Source organism: Bradyrhizobium sp. USDA 4473 (assembly GCF_054063335.1).
Map to the genome: position 1 here is coordinate 4,403,105 of NZ_JBSSGE010000001.1, position 24,745 is coordinate 4,427,849.

Consider the following 24,745-nt stretch of genomic DNA (forward strand, 5'->3'; position numbering starts at 1 on the left):
ACGAATTGTTCGCGTAAAGCGGAAATCGGTTTCGGGACGTTAACGAGGCGGAGCGAGTGCATGGTGAGGGTTACAGCGGACAGGCGTCTTCGGGCCATCGCAGCTCTCGTGGTGCTTGCAGCCGTCGGTTCGGCGCAAGCGGCTCGCACCTCCGATAAATCCGACGCCGGCGACACCGTCTCGATTCCAGTCGACTCGCGGCACCAGACCTCCGCGATGGATGGTGCGGTGCGGGCAGTCCCGCTCCCCAAGGGCGCTTCCGCGATCAGCGAGACTTACGGAGACTGGATCGTCAAATGCCAGCTCGACGGCGGTGCCAAGCTGTGCACGCTCGGGCAGACACAGCTTTCCAAGGAGACCAATCAGCAGATCTTCGCCATCGAGCTGATCGCCAGGGAGGGAAAAGCCGAAGGCAACATCTTGATGCCGTTCGGGCTGAAGTTCGACGCCGGCGCCGTCCTCAAGCTCGACGGCAAGGATCTGGAACAGACACGTTTCTCGACGTGTACGGCGCAAGGCTGCCTGCTTCCGGTCTCGTTTCCGACTGCCGTGACCGATACCATCAGCAAGGCGAAGACGCTCACCGTCGCTGCGCAGAACATCAGCAATGGGCAGGCTGTCGTCTTTAATGTTCCCCTCAACGGTTTTGCTGCAGCGCTGGAGCGCACCATCCAGCTTGGCAGCTGACCGCCTGGCGCCAGGTCTGCGTTCAGCCCCGGTTCACCCGGCCGGCATATTGTCGCGTTGCCGCGATCCGAATCTCTGAACCCACTTGCGGCTGGACAGAGGAGATTAGCGTGATCGCTCGATTGCTTGCCGCCGGAGCACTGTTGGCGGCGCTCTGGTCGGCGGATGCGCGCGCGCAAGGCGCCTCTGTCGGTGTCAATGTCATCAATCCCTATGTGCTCAGCGTTGCCGATCAGGACGCGATGCTGGCCCACATCCACACCGCCGGCGTGCGGGTGATCCGTGCCAGCCTGACGCTCGACGCCAAGGGCGTCGATTTCGCCGAGCGGGCGGCACAACACGGTCTCAGCGTGGAGTGGCTGATCTATCATTTCGGCGGCTACGATCCGTTCGGCAAAAAGCCGTTGTCTGCCGCGGACCCGCAGCAGTTCCGCGAGACCTTCGCGCCAATCCTCGCGGCGATCGAAGCCAAGGGCATCACCCTTGCCGCGTTCGAGCTCGGCAACGAGATCAACCTCTCCGGCACCAATCCGGAGTTCGTGGCCCGGCACGGCAATGCGCGGCAGCTCAGCCTGGACGACCTCGATCATGACCCGGAGGGCAAGCAGATCGCCAAGGGCTTCCTGCAATATCTCAAGGTGATGGCGGTGCTGAAGGATGTGCGGGACCACTCCACGCTGAACCGGCACACGCCGATCACCACCGCAGGCCTCGGGACCTACGACCAGGACGATGGCCCGCTGCCGAACTGGGCCAAGGGGGATGTCGTTGGCATCAACACCACGCTGCGCTTCATGCGTGCGCACGGTCTCGATACGCTGGTGGATGCGTATGGCATCCATGTCTATCCGGACAATCATGAAGGGACGGCGATCAGCGCGGCGCGCAAGGCCAAGCTTGCCAAATACGATCTCGCCGAATGCCGGCCGCCGGGCAGCCTAGCGGGCAAGCCATGCTGGATCACCGAATGGGGGCTCAACAACAACGCCGCGAATTGCCCGCTCGATGACGCGAGCCGCGCCCGCGTGACCCGCGAGATGATGGGCGACTTCGCGCCTTATGCACAACGCGGCAGCCTCGCCGGGCTTGTCTATTTCGCCTGGACCGGCACGCCCGGCTCACCGCCGCTGTCGAGCGCGCTGTGGCGCTGCGGTGCGATGTCCGAGAGCGGCAAGGTGGCTCTCGACGCGCAGTTGCTGAAGTAGACTGTGCGGCATGACACGGTGGCGTGGTCACCACACTTGCATCGTGCGAAGATTCCGAGCCAACCTGGTACGGGCTGTTAGCGAATTTCATCCGGCAGAGGCGTATCGGCTGGCCGCCGTGAAACCTTCGCGCTGTTCGGCGAAGAGGTGATCCCGCAATTGCCGCGCGCGCAGATCGACCGATCGCGTGCAAGGCTCAATATCGGGGCTGATGGAGGCACCTGCGACAAATCACCCCGACGGGCAAATCAGTGCTTCCGTCGTCGGGCAAATCAGTGATCCAATTCCGTCCGTCTCACCCGACACGAGGGGCGCTTCGCGGTCGTCACGAACGTGGGTCGAGATGCGGTGGACGCCGATTGCGCAACTGACGAGTGCGCATGAGGCGGACGGCGAAATCGTGCAGGCCTGACGCCCTAGTGGCAGGTGTCTTTTCCGATTGCGCAATGCGCGTTGCGAAGACGGTGACAACAAAGCCAAGTCTCGCCGGGGAGAGCACGTATAAGCCGTAAGCCATCGCGCAGGGAAAGCCGGATTGCTCCGGTTACACCTGTGGTCCTACCCCCCGTGCTTTCTACCCATTGCACGGGGCCCATGGGTGCGATCGGCACCCGGCTTTCCCTGCGCCCTCACCAACGGAGAGGGCGGAACGAGAAGCAAGACTCGGACAAATCATGTCGCGAGAATGCAAAACTGCGTCCTCATCCACAACTGTCATCGCCCGGCTCGCCGCCTCCGCTAAAGCTTCGGCGCGCCACGGACTGCTTGCCTCGTCGAAGCCTTGGCGTAGACGGGACCGGGCGATCCAGTACGCCGCGGCTTCTCGACTCAAGCACCGCTGTCTCTGGAATACTGGATCACCCGGTCAAGCCGGGTGATGACACCACGTTGTTGGGAATCTTGTGGCGAGAAACACCTGTCGTCCCGGCTTTTGCCGAGACAACCAATGTTGCGGAGGCGACATTTGCAAACGCGACAACTACAAATACCACGCCAGTACCGCCTTGAGCCGGGCGTTCTCGATCACCGGCAGTGCGACCATCTGGTCGAGGCCGGAGGCGCGCGCCGATGTTGCCGCAATCGATTCATCCTGCTTCAGATGTTCGGTGAGCGCGGGCATGCCGGTCGCCCATGCGCCGCCGATGCTGCCTTCGCCTCGTCGGATCGTCGTCGTTGCATAGAGTTTGGCGAGATCGGATTGCTCGCTGCAATCGCCGGCGCGGAACAGCAGCGCCGAGCGCTGCTCGTTCGGCACCCAGATCTCGAACCGGCGGGCGATCGGTGTCGCCTGGGCCGACAGGAATGTCACCACCCAGGTCTGATCGCCGATGGTGTAGGGAATGCCGACGCCGCAATTGATGCCGATCTCGGATGCGTCCTCCCAGCGCAGGAAACTCCTGGAATTGTGCAGGTCCTTGATGATCAGCGGCATGCCCGCCTTCCAGGTCCGGCCGGGCAGACCGAAGCCGCGCGGGAATTTGGTGTGACGCGAGTTGAACTCGAACATGTCGGCGGTGCCGTAGTAGCCGTCGACCAGCGCCATCTCGTGGGATCTGTCGGGGTCGTTGTGCCAGAGCTCGATCGCGCCGACATGCTTCCTGTCGTCGCCGCAAAGCAGGACCATCACCGCCATCAGAAATTCGCCGGCGAACACCGGAAGCGCGACACCGCAGGTCAGGCCGGCTTCGATCGCCTCGTCGGCTCGCTTGAAACAGGAGTTGGCGAATTCGGTCAGGATGACCGGATGGCGGCTGGCCCAGGCCTTGCCGGGAAGGCCCTCGTCATAGGCGAACAACGCGTTCTCGCTGACGGCGTTGAACTCCGCGAACTCGCTACTGGAGAGGCTGCCGCCGAATTCGAGCCGCGTCCGCGTTCGATCGGGCACCCACAGTTCAACAACGCGAATGAAGGTCTTCATCGCACGCACCTGCCGCCTCGCTGTCGACTAGCATCGGTGAAGTCACGGCAAAACGTGCGCTCAAATTGCGGGCAAGCGCCGCCCAAAGTTGATGCGAAGGCCCGATTTCGTCTCAGTTCCGATACGACGGATCGGCCCGGTCGAGCTTGCGCAGCAGCGCCGGCCAGGCGAGTTCGCCGTTGCGCGCGGCACGCCCGGGCTTCGGCAGCATCCGCTCATAGGTGTCCTCGAGGATGCACAGCGGCGGATAGAAGGGTCGTAGTCGAATTCGAGACGGTTGATGCCTTACGGCCGGTACCTGCTGCCGAGCGCAGACGCGATCGACTCCGGATTTCTGATCCGCTCAACCAGCATATCGATGCGGTCGCCGCCCCAGAACAGTTCGCCGTTGAATACCATGCTGGGCACGCCGAACACGCCGAGTGCCTCGGCCTCGTCGATGATGCGATCGTGCTCGGCGCGGGCAGGGCCGTGCACATAGGCCTTGAATGCTTTGGCGGAGCCGCCGATCGCGGCGATCACGCCGGAGATCGCCGCGAGGTCGTCGATCTCGAGCTCGTGATTCCAGAACCTGTGGAACACCGTGTCGTGATACGGCCGGAACAGCCCGTGACGCTGCGCGAACAGCATCCCGGCGCTGGCGTAGAACGCGTCGTAGATGCGGCGCGGGCCCTTCATGGTCAGCCCCTGTGCGTTGGCGAACCGCCGCGCGTCCATGTAGGAGTAGCGCACCTTGCGCCAGAAGTGCGGCGTGCGCGCCTCCACCGTGCCCATGAATTCGGGAATGCGCAGCGTGTAGGGCAGCCATTCCAGTTCGACGCCGCAGGCCTCTTCGAGCTCGAACAGCCGCTTGTTGGCGACATAGGCATAAGGAGATTTGTAGTCGGTGTAGATTCGGACCTTCGGCTTTTCCATCAACGTTCCTCGTCGCGTCAGAGCAATTGTTCCCGATCCCGCACGATGGCGCAATGCGGCGGGGCGACAGAGGGACGATGCGCAAACGAGTGGGCCCCGGTGCAGTCAAGCATCGCGGGGCCCTGCTACTTCGTTTTAGCGAAGGATCTCTGGTTTGGACCAGTGGTGTTTCGGGACCTAAAAGCGCTTGGCCTTTGCGCTCTCGTCCTGCGGATATGTTCAGATTGTCGGCGGTACACGCGGCTAGCAGCTGCTATCAGCCTCAACGTGCACCGAGACCTTGCCGCTGAGCAAGGTCACTGGCTTGCGCCGGTGGCGTCATGCTCCTCTCCAAGAGTGGGCCGACGGACGTCTGTCCGCTTCTGCTGCCTGGCGGCCGATCCCATAATCGTCCGTCAATTCCTGCGACGCGAGGAGCAGGCGCTCCAGCACCCCAACAGGTGCAGTCGGCGAAATGCTGCGGCAGTTATGGCCGCCTGTCAAGTTAACGAGCCAGGGAATTCAGGTCAGGATCCCTGTCGCGACCTGGTCTGTCGATACGCGGTGAGGTCCGGATCGTGCGTCATTTTCCAGTAGTCGACGAACCGCCACGGCATCGCCGAGAACACCCGGCCGCTGCTGTTGCGGTAGTAGGTCGTCATGCCCGGATGCGTCCAGATCAATTGTTCATGCTCGGCATCGACGTTGCGGATGTACGCATCATGCGCGTCGGGATGCACGTCGATCGCGGCGATGTCGTTCTCGATCATCTCGACGAGGCAGGCGGAGATGTAACGGCTCTGGCATTCCGACTGGAAGATCACGCTGCCGCCATGCGCCGGCCCCGAGTTGGGTCCGAGCATCAGAAACAGATTGGGGAAGTCAGGCACGGTGAGGCCGAGATACGCGGTCGGATTGTCGTGGCCCCAGACCTGCTTGAGGTTCTTGCCCTCGCGCCCGGTGATGTTGAGACGCGCCGCCATTTCCGAGACCTTGAAGCCGGTCGAGATCACGATGACGTCGTGCCGCCGCGATGTGCCGTCGGCCGTGACGATGCCGTCTGCCGCGAAATGATCGATCTTGTCGGTGACCAGCTCGACATTCGGCTTGGTCAGCGTCTTGAACCAGTTGTTGTCGAGCAGGATGCGCTTGCCGTAGGGCGGATAGGTCGGCATGCACTTCTCGATCAAATCGGGGCGATCCTTCAGCTCGGAGCGGATGAAGTCGGCCAGTTCCTGGCGATGCCGGTCGTTGCCCTTGTTGACGGCGCGCTCGGGATGCGGCCAGGCCGGGTCCTTGCGCAGGAAAGGCAGCAGCCCGTCGCCGTAGCGCCAGAACATGTTGAAGCGATACCACTGCACATAGAACGGCACATGGGCCAGCAGCCACTGCGCGCCCTCGGTGATCGGATCGGAATAGCCCTTCACCGGGCGCGCCCATTGCGCGGTGCGCTGGTAGACGGTGACCGAGGCGACGCGGTCGGCGATCGATGGCACCAGCTGCATCGCGGTCGCGCCGGTGCCGATCACCGCGACATGCCTGCCGTCGAGCTTGATGTCGTCGGACCACAGCGCCGAATGAACCTTGAGGCCGGTGAATTTCTCGTCTCCCGCAAAGCGGGCGGGCAGGGGATCGTTGAGTTGGCCGATCGCGCTGACCAGCGCGGTGGACTCGAAGCTCTCTTCGCCGCTGGCGGTCCTCAGCGTCGAGATCCAGCGCTGCCTGCGTTCGTCCCAGCGCGAGGCGACGAGCTCGGTCGAGAGGCGGACATGCTCGCGGATGTCGTATTCGCGGACGACCTTCAGCAAATAGTCGAGCAGCTCCTGACGCTGTGCGAAATAGCGCGTCCACGGATTGCGGGCGCCGAACGAGAACGAATAGGAATGGTTCGGCGTATCGACGCCGCAGCCGGGATAGCGGTTGACGTACCAGGTGCCGCCGATCTCGTCCTGCTTCTCGACGATGGTGTAGGGGATGCCGAGCCGTCCGAGCGCGACGCCGAGCGCGATCGCGCATACCCCGGCGCCGACGATCAGCACATGCTGCTGCGCCAGCTTTGCGTCGGACGGAGGCGTGCGCCAGCGCGCATCGCGCGGGACGAAGCCCATCTCCTCCCGCATCAGCGGCGCATACTCCGGGGTGACGTTCTCGCCGAGCGTCGCGCGCATCATCCTCAGCATCAGCTCATCGCCGGGATCGGTGATGGCTGGCTTCGGCGTGCCGTTGGCGAACAGGTTCAGCACGGCGGCGCGGATTTCGTCCTGGATCTCCTTCGGCACGCCGGCGTCCGGATCGGGGATCAGGCGCACGTCGCGCTTCGGCTTGTAGGGCGGCTCGAGCCACTTCTCGTCGCCGGTCATGTGCACCAGCACCATCAGCAACACACGGATGTCGCCCTCGGCGATGGCGGAGGACAGATCGAGGTGTTTGCGCGGAAGCTCGATATTCATGCCTCGTCCTTAGCTCGCTGGTGCGTCGGGCAGACCGCCATAGGCGGCCCAGGTGGTGCCCGCGATGTAGCCGGCGTCGACCGGCAGGTTGATGCCGGTGATGCCGCTGCTCTGCGGCGAGAGCAGCCAGGCGATCGCCTGCGCCACCTCGACCGGCTCGACCAGCCGGTTCATCGCGGTCGGGCGCGCCAGCTGATCCTTGTTCAGCGCGCCCGATGCGATGCCGGCCTCGAGCGCGGCCGTGCGTGTGAAGCCCGGCGACACCACGTTGACCCGCACGCCCGCGCGGCCCCATTCGGCGGCGAGCGTCTGCGTGATCTGGATGACGCCGGCCTTCGCTGCGGTATAGGCGTGGATCGGACCCGACGTCATGCCGGCCACCGAGGCGACGTTGACGATCGCACCATGCCGCCGCTTCGCCATGCCGATTCCGACGCTGCGTGCGACCAGAAAGGTGCCACGCAAGTCGATATTGACCTCGCGGTCCCACTGCTCCATCCGCACCCGCTCGATCGTGTGCATCTTGCCGAACACGCCGGCCGCGTTGACCAGGCCCGTGATCGGCCCGTGCGCCTTCTCGATGTCGGCGACGCCCGTGACCACGGCGCTCTCGCTCGCGACGTCGAACGGCGCCGGCCAGAGGATGGCGGTCGTGCCGACCAGCGGTTCGGGCGCGATATCGACGATGACGACGCGGTGTCCCTGATCGGCGAGCAGCGTCGCGGTCGCCGCGCCGATGCCGCGGCTGCCGCCGGTGACGAGGATGGTGCCGTCAGCGCTCATGACTTCTTTCCCTTGTCGCTGGTGGTGAACAGGCCGCGGGTGACCAGCTTTTGGTAAGCCGTGATCACGTAGTCGGGCACGGCGGTAACGCCTTGCTCGGAATAGGAATAGCGCCGGCTGAGATAACCGCGCGCACCCATCAGCACCTGGACGATGGCCTCGAATTCCTCGTCGCTGAAATTGTTGGTGGCTCCCGCGGTCCGCGCGCGCTGCAGGATCCGGACATAGGCGTTCGAGATATTGTCGAAGTGCTTCTGATAGCCGATCGGCGCGAAGAACTCGGCTTCGTTCAGGATACGGAGAAACTCCGGCACCTTGCGGATGAAATCGAAGAAGGCGCTGAAGCGCTCCACCTCCTGCCGGGCTTCGCTGGCGGTGCCGGTGCGGGCATGGATGAAGCGGACCATGTCGAGGCCGATCTTCGGCAGCAACTGGTCGAGCAGTTCCTGGCGGTTCTCGAAATGATTGTAGAAGGTGCCCTGCGCGACGCCGGCGGCCTCGGTGATGCGCGCCACCGAGGCTTCGGCATAGCCGTATTTGCCGACGATTTTGGTCGCGGCGTCGAAGATCTTCTGCTTGGTCCAGGCGTTGCGCTCGACCCGGTTGAGCTTTGTCACTTTGGCGGATGTCGCTTGTGTCATGCGTTAGCCTCGAGTTCGGCGCGGAGCACGCGTTTGAGCACCTTGCCGGATGGATTGCGCGGCAGGCTGTCGCGGAGGATCAACTGCCGCGGCACCTTGAAGCTAGCTAGCCTTGTCCGGCAGAAATCGGTGAGATCGGGCAGATCGAGCTTGGCGTCATCGGCCAGCACCACGATGGCGACGGGCTTTTCGCCCCAGCGCGCATCCGCCAAGCCGATCACCGCGACCTCGCGCACCCCGGGCATCTCGTGGATGACGCGCTCGACCTCGGAGGAGGCGATGTTCTCGCCGCCGGAGATGATCATGTCCTTCTTGCGGTCGGTCAGATAGAGGAAGCCGTCGTCGTCGAGGTAGCCGATATCGCCGGTGCGGAACCAGTCGCCGAAGAAGGCGGCCGCGGTCTTCTCCGGATCCTTCCAGTAGCCCTGCGTGACCTTCGGGCCGCGCAGGCAGATCTCGCCATTCTGGCCGGCGGGCAGGCGTTTGCCGGCATTGTCGCGGATCTCGATCTCGACATGGGCGATGGCGCGACCGGTCGAACCGATCTTCTCGATCTCGCGTCCTGCTTCCATGAAGGTGTCGCCGCCGCAGCTTTCGGTGAGGCCGTAGGCATCGATGTAGCGCGCATTCAAAAAATAATCCGAGAAGGCACGGATGCGGGCTTCCGGCGTCTTCTCACCGCCGCCGATCGCCCATCGCAGGCTGGAGACGTCGTAGCGGTCGCGGTTCGGGCAGGTGAGGAGAGCCGTGGTCATGACCGGCGCGAACCACGCCGCGTTGAGCTTCTCGCGTTCGATCGCGGCGAGCGCCGGTTCGGCTTCGAAGGTGCGGTGGATGCACAGCATGCCGCCATGCCAGAGCACGGCGATGCCGGGCAGGTCGAGCGCTCCGACATGATAGAGCGGTCCGACGACAAGCAGCCGCGTCCCGGCGTTCAATCCCAGCACCAGCGTCTGGTCGGCGGATTTCCAATAGATGTTCTCGTAGCTGAGCATCACCCCCTTGGGACGATCGGTCGTGCCCGAGGTGTACATCAGCCGCATCAGGTCGCGCGGCTGCCGCACATGTATCGGCGCCGGCGCGATATCGGGCTCGAGGTTGGTGATGCTGGACTGCGCGACTTCATCGAGAAGTACGACGGGCGCATCGCCGGCCGCGATTGCCGCCAGCTCCTCGTCGGCGACCAGCAGGCGCGCGCCGGCATTGCCGACGATGTAGCCGACCTCATTGGCTGACAGGCGATAGTTGATCGGCAGGAATATCGCGCCGATATGGCTGGTCGCGAACACCAGTTCGAGAAAGGCGGTGCTGTTCTTCATCAGGACGGCGACCACGTCGCCCGGCGCAATCCCGCGTGCGGCGAGCCAGCCTCCGACCTGGCGGATGCGCAGATCAAATTCGGCGTAGGAGACGTCCTCGCCGCGATATTTCAGCGCACAACGGTCCGGAGTCCGCCTGGCATGAAATGCGATGAAGCTGGAAAGATTGATCATTTGCCGCTCGTCGGGCCGATTCCGGCGCCGTTTTCGCCCTAGGTGAATTATGAGTCGTAATTCATATCTGGCTTGACGTCACCCCCCTTGCTCTGAAAACATCTCGGCCATGGAGACGAAACGATCTCCGACAGGGCTTTTGGGAACGCGAACCCGACAGGGAGGGGAACGATGACGAGGACCCGGAAACCGGGCATCAGCCGGCGTTCGACGCTTGCGCTGATGGGCGCCGGTGCAATGACTTTTGCCGCGCCATGGGTGGCGCGTGCGCAAGCCAAGACGATCAAGATCGGCATGCCGACCATTCTGTCGGGCCGCGTCGCGCAGCTCGGAACGTCCTCGCGCAACGCGGTGATGCTCGAAGTCGAGAAGGTCAATGCCGCCGGCGGCCTGGCCGGGCGGCAGATCGAGATGGTGATCCGCGACTCCAAGGGACAGCCGCAGGAAGCCGCGCGGATCGCGCGCGAGCTCGTCAACACCGACGGCTGCGAGATGCTGCTCGACGGCGAGGCATCGTCGGGATCGTTCGCGGTTCACGAGGTGGCGCGCGATCTCGGCGTGCTCTGCATCCACACCTGCTCGGAAGCCTCGTCGCTGACGGCCGATCCCAAGCAGCACATCCCGAACGCGTTCCGCTGCGTGCGGCAGGGCATTCATGATTCGATCGTCGGTGCCGGCTACGCGGCAGGGATCGCCAAGGCCAAGGGCCTGAAGAAATGGGCGACCTGTTCGCCCGACTATGCCTATGGCCGCGACACCACCGGCGAATTCGTGCTATACCTGAAGAAGTTCGCGCCCGATGTCGAGATCATCAGCGAGTCCTGGCCAAAACTGTTCCAGCCCGATTACACCGAGGTGGTGACCAAGATCCTGCAGGCCAAGCCGCAGGCGATGTATTCCTGCCTGTGGGGCGGCGATCTCACCTCCTACATCGATCAGGCCAACATCTACGCGTTGTTCACCCAGATGGAAGTGTTCGCGGTCAACATGGCCGACTACACCGCGCTCACCGTGGTGAAGAATCTGCCCAAGGGCATCCACTCCGGCGACCGCTACATCAAGACCTTTCCGGCGACGCCGGAGAATGCGGCCTGGGGCGACGCCTACAAGGCGAAGTACGGCGAGTACCCGACCAACTGGTCGTGGCAGAACGCAACCGCGGTGATGTTCCTCAACGAGGCCGTCAAGAAGGCGAATTCGACCGATGGCAAGAAGGTCGCGGAGGCTCTCACCGGGCTCACCATCAAGTGCCCGTTCGGCGCCGACGGCACCGTCACCATGCGCGCCGATGATCACACGCTGGTCGGCTATGCGATCGGCTGGGGCACCACGATCCCGCAGGAGCCCTACGTTCCCGACGTCAAGGCCGGTGACTGGAAGACCATCTTCGAGCTCGAAGCCGAGTGGAAGAAGAGCAAGGGCTACACCTGATCCGCCTGCGAGGCGGAGGCACTCGGCTGCCTCCGCCTTCGATCTGATGTTGATCGCGCGCCGGCGTTGCGGCCCGCCGTAATGGAAGATTCTCGTGGACCTCGACGCGCTCGCCAGTTGCTTCGCCAGCCCTGCCTGCCTGGTGACACAGACCACCAGCGGCCTGATCATCGGCATGCTGCTGTTCCTCGTCGCCGTCGGGCTGACGCTGATCTTCGGCGTGCTCAAGGTGGTCAATTTCAGCCACGGCGCCTTCTATATGTTCGGCGCTTATTTCGCGATGACGGCCTACCAGCTCACCGGCAGCTTTGCGCTGGCGATCCTGAGCGGCGCTGTGGGCACGGCGATCCTCGGCCTGATCTTCGAGCGCGTGTTCATGAGCCGCGTCTACGGCCGCGATGTGCTGATGCAGCTTTTGGTGTGCTACGCTTTCGTGCTGATCTTCGACGATGTCGTCCGCATGATCTGGGGGCCAGAGTTCAAGTCGATGGGCATGCCGGCCGCATTCCAGGTCCCGCCGCTGTTCATCGCCGGCGGCGTGGTGCCGCCATATTATCTGCTGCTGATCGGCGTGGCACTCGCCGCTGCGGTGGTTCTCGGGCTGGGGTTGGCGCGTTCCCGAATCGGCAAGGTGATCCGCGCGGCCGCCCACAATCCCGGGATGGTGTCGGCGCTCGGCATCAACACCGGGCTGATCTATGGCGGCGTGTTCGCGCTCGGCGGCATGCTGGCCGGATTGGCAGGCGCGCTGGCGGCGCCGGTGCGCTCGCTGACGCCGGGCATGGGCTTCTCTGTCCTGATCGAGTCCTTCATCGTGACCGTGATCGGCGGCATGGGCTCGATCCTCGGCGCGTTGATCGGCGCGCTGCTGATCGGCCTGATCCGCTCGTTCGGATCCCTCGGCTTCCCGCTGTTCACCGAAGGGCTGATGTATCTCTTCATGGTGATCGTGCTGGTGTCGCGTCCAACCGGCCTGTTCGGCAAGGAGGTCGCATGACCGAGTTGCAGGCCGGGCAGCAGGCGCAACCGCTCGAGGTGCCCCGGATCGACGCCAGGCCGCAGCGCTATCGCGATCTTCTGATCGCGCTCGCGGCGTTCGTCCTGCTCGCGCTGCTGCCGGTGCTGTTCGGCAGCAAGCAATTGCTGGATTTCGTGATCCGCTGCGCCGCGTACGGCTTGTTCGCGACCTCGCTCAACCTCTTGGTCGGCTACACCGGACTGATCTCATTCGGTCACGGCATGTTCTTCGGCCTCGGTGCTTATGGCTTTGGCCTCATGATGCAGAAGACCGGCGTCGCGATCCCGGTCGCTTTCGCTGCCACGCTGGCAATGACCTTTGTCGTCGCCGTCGTGATCGGTGCGATCTGCGTGCGGCTGAAGGAAATCTACTTCGCCTTCGTCACGCTGGCGTTCCAGATGCTGATCCATTCCACCATCCTGTCGTGGCAGTCACTGACCGGCGGTGACCAGGGGTTGCGCGGCGGCATTCCGCGGCCGCCGTTCCTCGGTATCGATCTCTCGAACCATCTGCATCTCTACATCGCGAGCTGTGCGCTGCTGGTGATCGGGCTGTTTCTGATGCGCCAGATTGCGCAGTCGCCATTCGGCTACACACTGCGCATGATCCGCGACAATGCCACGCGGGCGAGCTTCGTCGGCATCGATGTCTGGCGGGCGAAGCTGACCATCTTCGTGCTGGCGGCGCTGTTTGCTGCGACCGGCGGCATGATCATGGCGCTGTTCGTCTCGGGCGCCTATCCCGAATTCGCCTATTGGACGATGTCGGGCGAGGGCATCTTCATCAACATGCTCGGCGGCGTGACCACCTTCCTCGGGCCGATGGTCGGCACCATGCTGTTCTTGATCCTCAATGACACGGTTACCCGCCTGACCGAGTACCACGGCATCGTGCTCGGCATCGTGATCCTGTTCTTTGCCATCGGCTTGCGCAAAGGACTGATGGACTTCGTCGTCGAATGGTTCGCGCAGCGACGCGGCGAGGAGCGCGGTTAGCCATGCTGGAAATTCGCGGGATTTCGAAATCCTTTGGCGGCGTCAAGGCGACCGACAACGTCTCGCTCGACTTTGCCGATGGTTCGCTTACCGCCGTGATCGGCCCCAACGGAGCCGGCAAGAGCACCTTCTTCAACCTGATCACCGGCGCGCTGCGGCCCGATGCCGGCCAGATCCTGCTCGACGGTGTCGACTTGGCGGGCAAGTCCCCGCCGGAGATCGTGCGCCACGGCATCGGCCGCGCCTTCCAGGTGGCGAGCATCTTCCCGTCGCTGACGGTCGAGGAGACGATGCTGGCTGCGGTCTGTGCCGATCAGCGCCGCGCCGGCGTGATGCATCGCCGCTTCCCGTTGGCCGAGACGCGCGACCGCGCCGAACATGCCATGGAGCTGCTCGGCCTCGCCGGCAAGCGCAACAGGACCGCAGCGACGCTGTCGCATGGCGACCAGAAGCTGCTCGATATCGCGCTCGCACTGGTGCTCGATCCCAAGGTGCTGCTGCTCGACGAGCCGACCGCGGGCATGGGGACCGAAGAGCGCTGGCGCATGATCGACAAGGTGCGCGAGCTCTGGGAGACGCAGAAGATCACCGTCGTATTCATCGAGCACGACATGGATATCGTGTTCAAAATCGCGCCGCGGATCGTCGTGCTCTGCTACGGCCGGATCCTGGCCACCGGAACGCCGGACGCGATCCGCAGGAACGAGGCCGTCATCGAAGCCTATCTCGGCAGCGACGATCACGCGGGAGCGGTGGCATGAGCGCGCAGCCCGTGGTGCAGGTCGAAGACCTCGATGTTTACTATGGCACCAGCCAGATTCTGTTCGGCGTCGGCCTCTCCGTGCGGAAAGGCGAGACCATGGCGCTGCTCGGCCGCAACGGCGCCGGCAAGTCGACCACCATGAAAGCGATCATGGGGCTGGCGCCGGCACGCCGCGGCAAAGTCACCTTGCGCGGCCTAGTGGTATCCGGGATGCGCCCGCATCACATCGCACGGGCCGGTCTCGGTTTCGTGCCGGAAGACCGCCAGATCTTCCCCGAGCATACCGTCGAGGACAACCTCGTGATCGGCCAGAAGAAGGGGCCTGATGGCGAGGACGAGTGGTCGATCCGCCGGGTCTATGACGTGTTTCCGCTGCTGGAGCCGTTGCGGTCCCGGATCGCCGGACGACTGTCCGGCGGCGAGCAGCAGATGCTGGCGATCGCCCGCACGCTGATGGGCAATCCGGTGCTGCTGCTGCTGGACGAGCCGAGCGAGGGACTGGCGCCGATCATCGTGCAGCGTATTGGCGAGCTGCTGCGGCAGCTTCGCGGCACCGGCGCCACAGTCTTGATCGCCGAGCAGAACATGCATTTTTGCCTTGGCCTTGCGAGCCACGCGACGGTTATCGACAAGGGACAGATCGTCTACACATCCTCCATCGAAGAGCTGAAGGCCAACGACAACATCCGGCAGCGCTATCTCGCGCTGTAGGGGCCTTCGAAGCTAACGGGAGGACAAATGGCGAGCGAACGCAAGCAGGCGCCGACGCATGAGGCGCCCTATCGCGGGCTGAAGGTGCTCGATTTCGGGCAGGGCATCGCCTCGCCCTATTGTGCGATGCTGCTCGGGGTGTATGGCGCCGACGTCATCAAGGTCGAGCCGCCGGAGGGCGACTGGTCGCGTTATCTCGGCACGACCTACGGTAATCACACCACGCTATCGGCGGTCTACAATCGCGGCAAACGCAGCCTGTGTCTCGACATGAAGCACAAGGACGGCATTGCGATCGCGCAGAAGCTGGCGCGCGAGGCGGACGTGCTGATCGAAGGATTTCGGCCTGGGGTCGCGGAGCGGCTGGGGCTCGGCTATGAGCGCCTGTCTCGCGACAATCCGGGCCTTGTCTATCTCTCGGTCAGCGGCTTCGGGCAGAGCGGACCTTATTCAAAGCGGCCCGGCTCGGATTCGGTGGCGCAGGCGTTTTCGGGGCTGGTCTCGATCAATGTCGGTACCGACGGGGTGCCGCATCGGGTCGGCACCACGATCTCCGACGTCGTCACCGGCGTCTATGCATTCCAGGCCATCGCCACGACGCTGTTCGCGCGAGCGACGGTCGGCACCGGCCGCTGGATCGATGTCAATCTCTGCCAGTCGACGTCCGCGCTGCTCGGCCACAAGGTCGCGGAGTTTATTCTTGAAGGCGGTGCGCCGAGGGCGCTCAATGTGCCGGCCGGCACCTACCAGACGAAGGACGGCTGGATGATGGTGACGCTGGTGAACGAGCCGCAGTACAAGCGGCTGTGCGGTGCGGTCGGCCGCGAGGATCTCGCCAGTGATCCGCGCTTCGCCGATTTCGCCCGGCGTGCCGATGCCGCCGACACGCTGATCCCGCTATTACGCGAGGTGTTCCTGACCGAGGCGACGGAGACGTGGCTGACCCGGCTGCACGCCGCCGATATCATCGCGGAGCGGATTCTTAATCCTGGCGAATGGCTGCGCAACGCCCATGTCGAGGCGACCAGGGCGTCGGTGCGCCAGGATACGCCGGGCATCGGCGCGGTGTACTCGCCGCGCACGCCGGGGATCGCGAGCCTGTCCGAGGATCATCTTTGTCCGGCGCCAGACATCGGGCAGGATAGCCGAGCCGTGCTGATCGAGGCCGGATTTGGCCCGGCCGAGATCGATGTCCTGCTGCTGTCCGGCGCTGTGCGGCAAGCCAGGAGCTGACGGGAGGCAGATCATGAGCAAGGAACTCGTCCGTTACTCGGTCACCGGCCAGATCGCGGAGATCGTGCTGGATCGCGCGCCGGTCAATGCGCTCAGTATCCCTCTGATCGACGTATTGCTGGCGGCTTTGGCGAAGGCGCGCGATGATGATGCCGTGCGCGCTGTCATCATCAGCAGCGCCCACAAGGTGTTTTGCGCCGGCCTCGACCTCGACATCGTCAGGGGCAAGCCCGCGATCGAGACCAAAAAATTCCTGGAGCGGCTCTATTTCGCGCTGAACGATACGCAGTACCGCATCGGCAAGCCGACGCTTGCCGCGATCGACGGTGCGGTGCGGGCCGGCGGCATGACGATCGCAATCTCTTGCGACATGATCATCGCGGGCGACAGCTCGACCTTCGGCTATCCCGAGATCGACGTCGGCCTGATCCCCGCGATCCATTTCGTGCAGCTGCCGCGGCTGGTCGGCAAGCACCAGGCGTTCGGCCCGTTGTTCCTCGGCGAGCCCTTCGATGCGGCAACCGCTTTTCGCATGGGCTTGCTCAGCGAAGTTGTTCCGAAAGGCACCGCGCTCGCGCGCGCCCGCGAGATCGCGCGCAAGCTCGCAGCCAAGTCACCAATCGTGATGAAGATCGGCCGCGACGCCTTCATGCGCGCGGTCGATGCCGATTTCCGTCGTTCGGTCGAGAACACGGCGGAAAGCTTCGTGGTGGTCGCCTCGACGGAGGACTGCCAGGAAGGGCTGAATGCGTTCGTCGAGAAGCGGACGCCCAACTACAAGGGACGGTAAATGGCTGGATTGTATTTCGAGGAGTTCGAGATCGGGCAGGAATTCCATCACGCGTTCAGCCGGACCGTGACGGAAATGGACAACACCATGTTCAGTTTGCTGACCATGAACCCGCAGCCGCTGCACCTCGATGCGCATTTCGCCGAGAAGACCGAGTTCGGCCAGCGGCTGTTCAACAGCCTCTATACGCTCGGCATCATGATCGGCATGAGCGTCTACGACACGACGTTGGGAACCACGGTCGGCAATCTCGGCATGACCGACGTCAAGTTTCCAAGGCCGGTGTTCCACGGCGATACTTTGAAGGCGCACACGAAGATCATCGGCAAGCGCGCCAGCAAGTCGCGGCCCACCCAGGGCATCGTCGAGTTCGAGCACACCATGACCAATCAGCGCGGCGAGGTGGTGGCGAGCTGCCGCCGTACCGGGCTGATGCACTGCAAGCCAAAGGCATAGACGATGCGATCGTTCCTGTTCGTTCCCGGCGACAGCACCCGGAAATATGAGAGCGCCAAGAAGACCGCGGCCGACGCGCTGATCCTCGACCTCGAGGACTCCATCGCGCCGGACCAGAAGGTGGCCGCGCGCGCGATCACGCGCGAGATGCTCGATGCGCGCAATCCGGGCCAGACGATGTATGTCCGCGTCAATGCGTTTGACACGGATCTGACACTGGGGGATCTGGCCGCCGTGATGCCAGGGAAGCCTGACGGAATCGTGCTGCCGAAATGCGCAGGTGCCGCCGACGTCAACAAGCTGGCGCTCTATCTCGACGCGTTCGAGGCCGCCTCCGGGATCGCGCAGGGCACCACGCGGATCGTCACGGTCGCAACCGAGACGGCGCGCGCGGTCCTGAAGATCCTCGACTTCGAGAACATGAGCCCGCGACTGTGGGGCATGATGTGGGGCGCGGAAGATCTTGCGGCGTCGCTCGGCGCAACCCGCAACCGCACCGGCGGCCGCTATCACTCACCCTTCATCCTGGCTCGCGATCTCTGTTTGATCGGCGCGGCCGCTGCCGGCGTGGTCGCGATCGACACCATCGCCACCGACATCAATGATCTCGACGCGCTGAAGGCGGAGGCGATCGCAGCGCGGCAGGACGGCTTCCTCGCCAAGGCCGTGATCCATCCCAAGCATGTCGATGTCGTCAACGCGGCCTTCATGCCGACCGACGAGGAGATCGCCTGGTCGGAGCGGGTGATTGCCGCATTCGCCGACAATCCAACCGGGGTCGCCAAGATGGACGGCAAGATGCTGGACAAGCCGCATCTGCGCGCCGCCCAGAAGATCCTGGCGTCGCGGCGGACATAGTCCGCGGTCAGGCACCCTCGCAAGGCGACGGCGAGCCGGTCAGACCGCGGGAAACTCCAGCTCGAAGGCGACGCCGTGGCTTAAGGGCAAGAGACGGATCGAGCCGCCATGGGTCTCCATCACGGCTTGCGCGATCGCGAGCCCCATGCCGGTGCCGCCGCTGTCGCGACGAGTGGTGAAGAACGCCTCGAAGATCTTGTCGCGGTTGGCGTCGGAGATCGGGGTGCCGTCATTGCGCACCGTCATCCGGATACGGGAAGCGTCGCCGCTGGCTTCGATCTGGACGGCTGTCGCATGGTGGCGGAATGCGTTGTCGGCCAGATGCGCCAGCACGATCAGGGCCTTCTCGCCGGACATCCCGATCGAGCGCTCGAGGCAACCGCTGGCCGCGATGGTGCGGCCGGGAAAGCGGCGCCTCAAGGTTTCGATGACGGTGGAGAGCAGGGCCTGCTCGTTCTGCGGTACGCTCTCCGCACGCGCCAGCTCGCGCAGCCGCTGGCTCATCGCATCGAGCCGCTCGACGTCGCCAAGGATGTTCGAGATGAAGCTTTGTTGCTCGGATCGTGTCAGCGTATCCGACTTGCCTTGCAGCGAATCCTGCAGCAGTTCGGCTGCGCCCCGGATCGACGTCAGCGGCGATTTCAATTCGTGCGTCAGGTGAGTCGAGAAGGTGGCGATGTAGTCGGAGCGGCGCGACAGCTGCTGGGCCATGTCGAGAAAGCTGTCGGAGAGCTGAGCGAGCTCACGGGTGCCATAGTGCTGTAACGGCTGGAAGGCGTTGCGGTCGCCGCGGCCGATCCGCACGGCGCGATCGACGAGCTCGCGCATCGGACGCGTCACAGTGCGTGAGAACATCAGCCCGATCGCAACCGTGGCCAGCAGCACGGCCAGCGTGGCGAGCAGAAACTTGCCGCGCTCCTGATAGAGATGCTCGAAGATGTTGCTCGGCGTCCGCGAGGTGTAGATCACGCCGGCAACGTGGTCGTTGACGATCACCGGCATCGCGGAGAAGACGTGAACGCCGACGCCGCGGCTGATCGAATAGATCGGCGGCGGAGGCTTGTCGGGCATGCGGATGCGCAAAGCGGCGCTGTACTGGCCGCCCAGCGCGGCGGTCACCTCCTCGATGTGGGCAAGCGACTGTCCGACCTCCTGGCGGCCGGCGATCACCACGCCTTGCGGATCGAGGATCCGGAAACCCGCCAGCGTCACCTTCTGGGTCTCGAGGATGATGGGCATCAACCGGGCACCGATCTCGACGTAGGCCGGATCCGCGGGTTTTGCCGCCGGCTGCGCATCGGGCCGTCGCCGCAGCAGATCGTTGCCGGCGAGGTCGAGCGCCGGCCGGATCGGGGTGACCTGGTCGCCGGGATCCGGCAGTGCTTCCGGCGGCACCGCAGCGCCGAGCGGTATGCCCTTGTCGAGCCGGGCCTGCACGTCCCGCGCATAGATCGCAGCCAGCACGCGGCTCTGGGCAATCAGCTCGGCCTGGGTTTGGTGAATCAGCTGGTTGTCGTAGAGGCGAAAGAAGAACAGCCCCATCAGCGGCAGCACGGCGACCAGCGCGAGCACGGTGAAGATCACGAAGCTGAGCGACGGTCGCCATTTCCGGTCGGCGCGGAAGGATGTCATGCCTGCGGCTCGCAGCGCCCGAGCCTGAAGCCGACGCCGTGCACGGTTTCGATGACATTGTCGCACTTCGCGGCGGCGAGTTTCGCCCTGATGTTGCGGATATGGCTGTCGATCGTGCGGTCGGAGACCTGGATATTGAGCTGGTATGCAGCGCTCATGATCTGGTCGCGGTTGAACACCGCCACTGGCCGCGTCAGGAAGGCGCGCAGGATCCCGAATTCGATCGCGGTGAGATGAAGCGCGGTGCCGGCGAACGTCGCGACGTGCTGCTCGGGATCGATCGAAAGCCGTCCCCGGGAGAGCACGGTCGCCTCCGACGTCACGCTCCCCGCGCGCGGCGTCAGCCGCCGCAGGATCACGTTGATCCGCGCGACCAGCTCGCGCGGGCTGAACGGCTTGGTCACATAGTCGTCGCCGCCGATCTCGAGGCCGAGTACACGGTCGATCTCCTCGTCGCGGGCGGAGAGGAACAGGATCGGCACGTCGGACGATTTGCGGATCTCGCGGCAGACGTCGAGGCCGTCGAACTCCGGCATACCGATGTCAAGCACGATCAGGTCCGGCCGCTCGCCGGCAAACCGGGCCAACGCGTCCTTGCCGTCGCGCGCTTCGGTTACGCTCATGCCGGCTTTCCTGAGGGCGACACGGATCACCTCGCGGATATGTGGGTCATCGTCGACAACGAGAATGCGGTGGGTCAATGGGATCTCCGAATGCGGCGTTCTGGCCACGCCTTACCCTCGCTTGATGCAATTGTTCTACAAGGCAACTGCCGCGAGAGACAAGAACGGATCGGCGTCATGGTGGTCGGGTGAAGGTCCGCGCGGGTTCATTGGTCGCGAGCAGATGATATCCGGCCCGCAGCCTGGCGAAGGTGAGCTGTGTGTGTGCAGCGGGCGAGAGCGCGATCAGCAGGAGTTCAGGATTTTTATGCAGATTGCGTGCAGGGTGGGGGTTGCCGGCTCGCGTCGGCGAATCTCGTCTGATACGGACGAACCCGATCGAGCTCTTCAGTCCATCGTGGTCCCCATGCAAATCAGCAAATGCGTCGGCATTACCCTGCTCTGGATCGCAGGCCTCGTTCTCGTCTTCGCGGGCGTCAACACCAACGACCCGTATCTGGTCCCGCTGCGTGGGGCAGGCAATCTCCTCCTCGTGGCCATCAGCGGTGCCGTCGTGCTCCTGCTGGTTCGCTGCGGCGCTTGGCGCTGGCGGGCGTGGATGGGCCGGCTTCTGGTGATGCTATGGTGCCTGCCACCGCTCGCGATGCTGGCCGCGTACGGTGTGTTCGAGCTGCGCAAGCTGTGCGTTCTCCAGACCGAACCGGTGCTCGCGCGGTCGCTTGGGCGGCACTTCATCGTTGGTTACCGATCGTTTGACGAAGTCGCGCCGCTGGCCGAGAACGGGTTCGTTGCGGGGATCTATGTAACGCGGCGCAACATTGTGGGCAGGACGGCTAACGCCTTGAAGGCGGAGATCGCTACCCTGCAGGCCAAGCGGCGTGCGGCGGGACTGCCGCCGTTGACGGTCGCGACCGATCAGGAGGGTGGCATCGTTTCGCACCTCGCGCCGCCATTGACGAGGCTGCCCGCGCTGGCCTCGCTCGCCGACCTGCCGCCGGATCAACAAAAAGCAAAAGCCGAGGAGTTCGGCCGCATCCATGGCCGCGACCTGGCGTCGCTCGGCATCAACCTGAACTTTGCGCCGGTGCTCGACCTGCGTCCGGAGGCCAAGCACAACCGGTTCGATTTCAATACGCTGATCGATCAGCGGGCGATCTCCGACGATCCGGCCAAGGTGAGCGCGATCGCAAGGGCGTACATTGATGGCCTCGAGTCCGCGGGTGTGAACGCCACCGTGAAGCACTTTCCCGGATTAGGCCGGGTGCGCGCGGACACGCATCATTTCACGGCCGATCTCGATACGCCGCTCGGCGAGCTCGAGACGACCGACTGGCGTCCGTTCCGTGACGTGTTGGCAACGACCGGCGCGCGCCTGATGGTCGGGCACGTGGCGGTGACTGCGCTCGATCCCGGACGGCCTGCGTCGCATTCGAAGGCCGTCGTCGATGGGCTGATCCGAAAGACCTGGAACTATCAGGGGATCGTCATGACGGATGATCTGGTGATGGGCGCGATCTATCAGCACGATGTCTGCACCGCGGTCGTGGAGGCGTTGAACGCCGGCGTCGATCTGCTGCTGGTCGCCTATGATGGGCTGCAATTTTACCGGCTGTTCGCCTGCGCCACCGATGCCGCTGCACGCGGCGGCCTCGATGCCGCGATGTTGCGCGACAGCGAGACGCGGCTCAGGCGCGCGATGCTGATCGACTAGGAGACGGATGTCAGGAATGCGCGCCGACGGCCGATTTGTTGTCCTGCTGCTTCGACCAGGAGACATAGTAGGCGACGGCGGTCATCGCTGCGATACCGGCGATGCTGACCGCGACCTGCCTCGTCAGCGAGTAGGGGCCGGTGATCAGGATCAGGTGTGCAGCAAAGGAGAGGAACACGCCTGCGCAGAACACGGCCAACCATTCCTCGCCGCATTTGATCACCGGCTGCAGGGCATAGGATCGCAGGTATTCACAGTCGCGCGGCACCATCCAGGTGAACAGGAAGGTCAGGGCCAGGAAATGCAGGATGCGGTGCGGCGCGACTTCCTCCCGATCGTTCTGCAGGAGCACGTCGCTCAGCCCGCTCGGCATCATCTGCGCGAGCGCCGGGATCTCGCTGCTGGAGACGATCGTCAGCGCAAACAGCAGATACAGCAACGCCGTGGCGCGCAGCGCCGGAATGGCCTGCATCGCGCGGATCGTCGGCGCGTGGCGCGTACCGATGAGCGCGAGCCAGCCGCCCATCACGAACAACAATTGCCAGCAGAACGGATTGAGATACCAGGCTCCATACGTCGATGATGTCAGGTTCCAGTCGAGGACACGGGCGGTTGCGTAGAGGGCAACGGATCCGAGAAGCGTCGCGTTGGGGACGTACAGCAGCCCGAACACGACGACCGGCTGAAAGGCCATCAGGGCAATGGTCAGTTGCAGCACGTCGAGATTGAGCGGCTTGGCCTGCAGGAACAAGCCGTAGATCAGAGTCCGGATCGGGTGATCGATAAAGCCGGTGATGTTGAATTCGCTGATGATCTCGGGCGCTGCGGTTCGTGCGGCGACGTAACTGATCAACTCGACATAGATCACGAACAGCACGACATAGGCCGCATAGAGCTGCCATACGCGCTTGAAGATGCGGGTTGCGGCCACCAGGAAGCCGCGCTCGTGCGCCATCCTGGCATAGAAGAGCGTCACGGCGTAGCCGCCGACGAAGACAAACAGGTCGGTCGCACCGCTGAAGCCGAAATTGCGCATGGTCAGTGTGCTGACGACGTTGTGCGGAACATGGTCGAGGAACAGAAACCAGTTCGCAATGCCAAGCAGCAGCGCGATCCTGAGATCGCCATCGGCTCGCGCGATCTCGGGATTTAATGTCGAGGTCATCTGAAGCTGAAATCTGCTGGCGCGAGAAAACGAAGCGGCAATCTAAAGGGAACCCGTGCCCGGTCCGAGTAGACTCTGCGTGAACCCTATCTAATCCGTTTCGGGTTCCGGCCAAGTGGTCGGTTCAAGAAAGATCACGTTTTCGCAATCACCAACTGAGCGGTCTCACACGGCTCGTGCTTGCGCCGGTCGCGCGCGTGATCCAACGCATTGGCTTGCAGGTCCGCGCCGGTCGGGGGGATGCTCGGCAGGGCGGCCTCCGCAAGGATGTCGTCCGTGACGTCCTCGACCGAGCGCTCGGCAATCTCGTGGATGAAGCTAATGTTTGTGTATTCCCGCGACGCGACCCGGGAAACGATCTCTCGCCGCGTCAGTTCGGGATCGACGATCGCTTCGCGGCCACGGCGGCCATAGTCGATCATCACGACAAAATACTGCATTTGCCTGGAAGTTCGATGCGTTCACTTGCACCGACCATTATTTCCGATAATCGGAATATTGTCAAGGAAAAATGCCGATAATCGGAATTCAGGTGGCGGGGCGCTGACCGATTCGGCGGCGAGGCGCCCGAATCGATCAGCCCGGTCCCAAAACGGCGCCTATTTCTCGGACGATCGGCCACCCTTGGAGGCCGATTTGCGGCCCTTGGCCGCCGTCTTGCCGCGCAGCCGCTCGATTTGGCCACGGGGCAGGGTGACGCAGATTTCGCCGATCCATTCGAGCTTTACGCCGTTGATCGGCTTGGCGTTGAAGCTCTTGAGGTTGACGGTGCCGGACGAGCTGCCGCGTTCGATCGTCTTCAGATAGCGCTCGCCGCTCTTCAGCCGGACCGCAGCTTCCTCTCCGTAGAAGCTCGACAGCGGATAGCGCTGTTCGCGGTATACCACGATCACGTCGCCGTTCTCGTATTTGGGCAGCATCGAATCGCCCGAAACCTCGAAAGCGACGGTCTCCTCGGTCATCGGGAATGGAAGCTCGATCTCGCCGAGCCCCTCCGGCGGGACCTGCTCGAGCTCCGGCTGGATCGAGGCGCCGGCGCCGACCCGGCCCACGATCGGCACCGAGTTCAGCTCCAGATATTCCATGATCGGAGCGATCTCCGATGCCTTGATCAGGCGTATTCCCGACAGGATTTCGGACACCGCCCCGGCCCGAACCCCCATTGCGCGGGCAAGCCCGCCCTTGCTCTTCCCGGTCTTTTCCAGTGCTCGTTCGATCAGTGCAGCGTCCAGCATGTTTCATCCTCTCCAAGCCTGGACACATAATACCGTTACGATTATCAGAATTC

23 protein-coding genes are annotated in these 24,745 nt (G+C 63.9%); 12 read left to right on the forward strand and 11 right to left on the reverse strand.

What is annotated here, in order from left to right; all coding sequences use genetic code 11:
• Nucleotides 1-60: 60 nt before the first annotated feature.
• Nucleotides 61-687, forward strand: a complete 627-nt coding sequence (locus ACVW17_RS20445; RefSeq protein ID WP_456797812.1) for an invasion associated locus B family protein — start codon at nucleotides 61-63, stop codon at nucleotides 685-687.
• Nucleotides 688-797: 110 nt separating this feature from the next.
• Entirely contained in the window at nucleotides 798-1,892 is a 1,095-nt protein-coding gene (locus ACVW17_RS20450; RefSeq protein WP_456797813.1) for a hypothetical protein, read from the forward strand.
• A gap of 979 nt (nucleotides 1,893-2,871) precedes the next feature.
• On the opposite strand, the gene ACVW17_RS20455 is transcribed toward ACVW17_RS20450, so the two are convergent.
• From ACVW17_RS20455 to ACVW17_RS20480, 6 genes are all read right to left on the reverse strand, one after another.
• Nucleotides 2,872-3,810, reverse strand: coding sequence for a GAF domain-containing protein (locus ACVW17_RS20455; protein ID WP_456753547.1), 939 nt, complete (start codon nucleotides 3,808-3,810; stop codon nucleotides 2,872-2,874).
• Nucleotides 3,811-4,095: 285 nt separating this feature from the next.
• On the reverse strand, nucleotides 4,096-4,725 hold the full coding sequence (locus ACVW17_RS20460; RefSeq protein ID WP_456753548.1) for a DsbA family protein: 630 nt from the start codon (nucleotides 4,723-4,725) through the stop codon (nucleotides 4,096-4,098).
• Between the two features lie 506 nt (nucleotides 4,726-5,231).
• Nucleotides 5,232-7,154: a flavin-containing monooxygenase gene (locus tag ACVW17_RS20465; protein WP_456753549.1), complete on the reverse strand. Its 1,923-nt coding sequence runs from the start codon at nucleotides 7,152-7,154 to the stop codon at nucleotides 5,232-5,234.
• Nucleotides 7,155-7,163: 9 nt separating this feature from the next.
• On the reverse strand, nucleotides 7,164-7,937 hold the full coding sequence (locus ACVW17_RS20470; protein ID WP_456753550.1) for an SDR family NAD(P)-dependent oxidoreductase: 774 nt from the start codon (nucleotides 7,935-7,937) through the stop codon (nucleotides 7,164-7,166).
• Nucleotides 7,934-8,578: a TetR/AcrR family transcriptional regulator gene (locus ACVW17_RS20475; RefSeq protein WP_456753551.1), complete on the reverse strand. Its 645-nt coding sequence runs from the start codon at nucleotides 8,576-8,578 to the stop codon at nucleotides 7,934-7,936. The genes ACVW17_RS20470 and ACVW17_RS20475 overlap by 4 nt, the downstream gene beginning before the upstream one ends.
• Complete coding sequence (locus ACVW17_RS20480; protein WP_456797814.1) at nucleotides 8,575-10,071, reverse strand: AMP-binding protein; 1,497 nt, start codon at nucleotides 10,069-10,071, stop codon at nucleotides 8,575-8,577. Before ACVW17_RS20480 ends, ACVW17_RS20475 begins: the two co-directional genes overlap by 4 nt.
• A 171-nt stretch (nucleotides 10,072-10,242) precedes the next feature.
• Between ACVW17_RS20480 and ACVW17_RS20485 the strand changes: the two genes are divergently transcribed.
• The 9 genes from ACVW17_RS20485 (at nucleotide 10,243) to ACVW17_RS20525 (ending at nucleotide 18,326) form a co-directional block, all read left to right on the forward strand.
• A complete protein-coding gene (locus ACVW17_RS20485; RefSeq protein ID WP_456753553.1) occupies nucleotides 10,243-11,502 on the forward strand; it encodes an ABC transporter substrate-binding protein in 1,260 nt (419 codons plus the stop codon).
• A 94-nt stretch (nucleotides 11,503-11,596) separates the two neighbouring features.
• Entirely contained in the window at nucleotides 11,597-12,499 is a 903-nt protein-coding gene (locus ACVW17_RS20490; RefSeq protein ID WP_456753554.1) for a branched-chain amino acid ABC transporter permease, read from the forward strand.
• Entirely contained in the window at nucleotides 12,496-13,515 is a 1,020-nt protein-coding gene (locus tag ACVW17_RS20495; RefSeq protein ID WP_456753555.1) for a branched-chain amino acid ABC transporter permease, read from the forward strand. Before ACVW17_RS20490 ends, ACVW17_RS20495 begins: the two co-directional genes overlap by 4 nt.
• Nucleotides 13,516-13,517: 2 nt before the next feature.
• Entirely contained in the window at nucleotides 13,518-14,276 is a 759-nt protein-coding gene (locus ACVW17_RS20500) for an ABC transporter ATP-binding protein (protein WP_456753556.1), read from the forward strand.
• Complete coding sequence (locus ACVW17_RS20505) at nucleotides 14,273-14,989, forward strand: ABC transporter ATP-binding protein (protein WP_456753557.1); 717 nt, start codon at nucleotides 14,273-14,275, stop codon at nucleotides 14,987-14,989. Before ACVW17_RS20500 ends, ACVW17_RS20505 begins: the two co-directional genes overlap by 4 nt.
• A 27-nt stretch (nucleotides 14,990-15,016) precedes the next feature.
• On the forward strand, nucleotides 15,017-16,222 hold the full coding sequence (locus ACVW17_RS20510) for a CaiB/BaiF CoA transferase family protein (protein ID WP_456753558.1): 1,206 nt from the start codon (nucleotides 15,017-15,019) through the stop codon (nucleotides 16,220-16,222).
• Nucleotides 16,223-16,235: 13 nt separating this feature from the next.
• Entirely contained in the window at nucleotides 16,236-17,012 is a 777-nt protein-coding gene (locus ACVW17_RS20515; RefSeq protein ID WP_456753559.1) for an enoyl-CoA hydratase/isomerase family protein, read from the forward strand.
• Entirely contained in the window at nucleotides 17,013-17,468 is a 456-nt protein-coding gene (locus tag ACVW17_RS20520; protein ID WP_456753560.1) for a MaoC family dehydratase, read from the forward strand. It begins immediately after the preceding gene.
• A 3-nt stretch (nucleotides 17,469-17,471) separates the two neighbouring features.
• Nucleotides 17,472-18,326, forward strand: coding sequence for an HpcH/HpaI aldolase/citrate lyase family protein (locus tag ACVW17_RS20525; protein WP_456753561.1), 855 nt, complete (start codon nucleotides 17,472-17,474; stop codon nucleotides 18,324-18,326).
• A 39-nt stretch (nucleotides 18,327-18,365) separates the two neighbouring features.
• Here ACVW17_RS20525 and ACVW17_RS20530 read toward each other — a convergent pair whose 3' ends face one another.
• On the reverse strand, nucleotides 18,366-19,958 hold the full coding sequence (locus tag ACVW17_RS20530; RefSeq protein ID WP_456753562.1) for an ATP-binding protein: 1,593 nt from the start codon (nucleotides 19,956-19,958) through the stop codon (nucleotides 18,366-18,368).
• A complete protein-coding gene (locus tag ACVW17_RS20535; protein WP_456753563.1) occupies nucleotides 19,955-20,659 on the reverse strand; it encodes a response regulator transcription factor in 705 nt (234 codons plus the stop codon). The genes ACVW17_RS20530 and ACVW17_RS20535 overlap by 4 nt, the downstream gene beginning before the upstream one ends.
• Here ACVW17_RS20535 and ACVW17_RS20540 point away from each other — a divergent pair.
• On the forward strand, nucleotides 20,646-22,292 hold the full coding sequence (locus ACVW17_RS20540) for a glycoside hydrolase family 3 N-terminal domain-containing protein (protein ID WP_456753564.1): 1,647 nt from the start codon (nucleotides 20,646-20,648) through the stop codon (nucleotides 22,290-22,292). The two genes, ACVW17_RS20535 and ACVW17_RS20540, sit on opposite strands and share 14 nt — an antisense overlap.
• A 10-nt stretch (nucleotides 22,293-22,302) precedes the next feature.
• Here ACVW17_RS20540 and ACVW17_RS20545 read toward each other — a convergent pair whose 3' ends face one another.
• The 3 genes from ACVW17_RS20545 to ACVW17_RS20555 all read right to left on the reverse strand — a co-directional run bounded on the left by ACVW17_RS20545 (nucleotide 22,303) and on the right by ACVW17_RS20555 (nucleotide 24,692).
• Nucleotides 22,303-23,457 carry an OpgC domain-containing protein gene (locus ACVW17_RS20545; RefSeq protein ID WP_456753565.1) on the reverse strand — a complete coding sequence of 385 codons (1,155 nt, stop codon included), beginning with the start codon at nucleotides 23,455-23,457 and terminating at the stop codon, nucleotides 22,303-22,305.
• Nucleotides 23,458-23,591: 134 nt separating this feature from the next.
• Complete coding sequence (locus ACVW17_RS20550) at nucleotides 23,592-23,897, reverse strand: hypothetical protein (RefSeq protein ID WP_456753566.1); 306 nt, start codon at nucleotides 23,895-23,897, stop codon at nucleotides 23,592-23,594.
• A gap of 159 nt (nucleotides 23,898-24,056) precedes the next feature.
• Nucleotides 24,057-24,692, reverse strand: a complete 636-nt coding sequence (locus ACVW17_RS20555; RefSeq protein ID WP_456753567.1) for a LexA family transcriptional regulator — start codon at nucleotides 24,690-24,692, stop codon at nucleotides 24,057-24,059.
• Between the last annotated feature and the right edge of the window lie 53 nt (nucleotides 24,693-24,745).

Bases quoted from the DNA above. Each gene is read 5' to 3' on its own strand.
- ACVW17_RS20505 (WP_456753557.1), top strand. From the start codon at position 14,273: ATGAGCGCGCAGCCCGTGGTGCAGGTCGAAGACCTCGATGTTTACTAT.
- ACVW17_RS20550 (WP_456753566.1), bottom strand. From the start codon at position 23,897: ATGCAGTATTTTGTCGTGATGATCGACTATGGCCGCCGTGGCCGCGAA.
- ACVW17_RS20480 (WP_456797814.1), bottom strand. From the start codon at position 10,071: ATGATCAATCTTTCCAGCTTCATCGCATTTCATGCCAGGCGGACTCCG.
- ACVW17_RS20510 (WP_456753558.1), top strand. From the start codon at position 15,017: ATGGCGAGCGAACGCAAGCAGGCGCCGACGCATGAGGCGCCCTATCGC.
- ACVW17_RS20500 (WP_456753556.1), top strand. From the start codon at position 13,518: ATGCTGGAAATTCGCGGGATTTCGAAATCCTTTGGCGGCGTCAAGGCG.
- ACVW17_RS20475 (WP_456753551.1), bottom strand. From the start codon at position 8,578: ATGACACAAGCGACATCCGCCAAAGTGACAAAGCTCAACCGGGTCGAG.
- ACVW17_RS20555 (WP_456753567.1), bottom strand. From the start codon at position 24,692: ATGCTGGACGCTGCACTGATCGAACGAGCACTGGAAAAGACCGGGAAG.
- ACVW17_RS20470 (WP_456753550.1), bottom strand. From the start codon at position 7,937: ATGAGCGCTGACGGCACCATCCTCGTCACCGGCGGCAGCCGCGGCATC.
- ACVW17_RS20525 (WP_456753561.1), top strand. From the start codon at position 17,472: ATGCGATCGTTCCTGTTCGTTCCCGGCGACAGCACCCGGAAATATGAG.
- ACVW17_RS20540 (WP_456753564.1), top strand. From the start codon at position 20,646: ATGCGGTGGGTCAATGGGATCTCCGAATGCGGCGTTCTGGCCACGCCT.
- ACVW17_RS20485 (WP_456753553.1), top strand. From the start codon at position 10,243: ATGACGAGGACCCGGAAACCGGGCATCAGCCGGCGTTCGACGCTTGCG.
- ACVW17_RS20530 (WP_456753562.1), bottom strand. From the start codon at position 19,958: ATGACATCCTTCCGCGCCGACCGGAAATGGCGACCGTCGCTCAGCTTC.
- ACVW17_RS20520 (WP_456753560.1), top strand. From the start codon at position 17,013: ATGGCTGGATTGTATTTCGAGGAGTTCGAGATCGGGCAGGAATTCCAT.
- ACVW17_RS20460 (WP_456753548.1), bottom strand. From the start codon at position 4,725: ATGGAAAAGCCGAAGGTCCGAATCTACACCGACTACAAATCTCCTTAT.
- ACVW17_RS20445 (WP_456797812.1), top strand. From the start codon at position 61: ATGGTGAGGGTTACAGCGGACAGGCGTCTTCGGGCCATCGCAGCTCTC.
- ACVW17_RS20455 (WP_456753547.1), bottom strand. From the start codon at position 3,810: ATGAAGACCTTCATTCGCGTTGTTGAACTGTGGGTGCCCGATCGAACG.
- ACVW17_RS20465 (WP_456753549.1), bottom strand. From the start codon at position 7,154: ATGAATATCGAGCTTCCGCGCAAACACCTCGATCTGTCCTCCGCCATC.
- ACVW17_RS20495 (WP_456753555.1), top strand. From the start codon at position 12,496: ATGACCGAGTTGCAGGCCGGGCAGCAGGCGCAACCGCTCGAGGTGCCC.
- ACVW17_RS20515 (WP_456753559.1), top strand. From the start codon at position 16,236: ATGAGCAAGGAACTCGTCCGTTACTCGGTCACCGGCCAGATCGCGGAG.
- ACVW17_RS20545 (WP_456753565.1), bottom strand. From the start codon at position 23,457: ATGACCTCGACATTAAATCCCGAGATCGCGCGAGCCGATGGCGATCTC.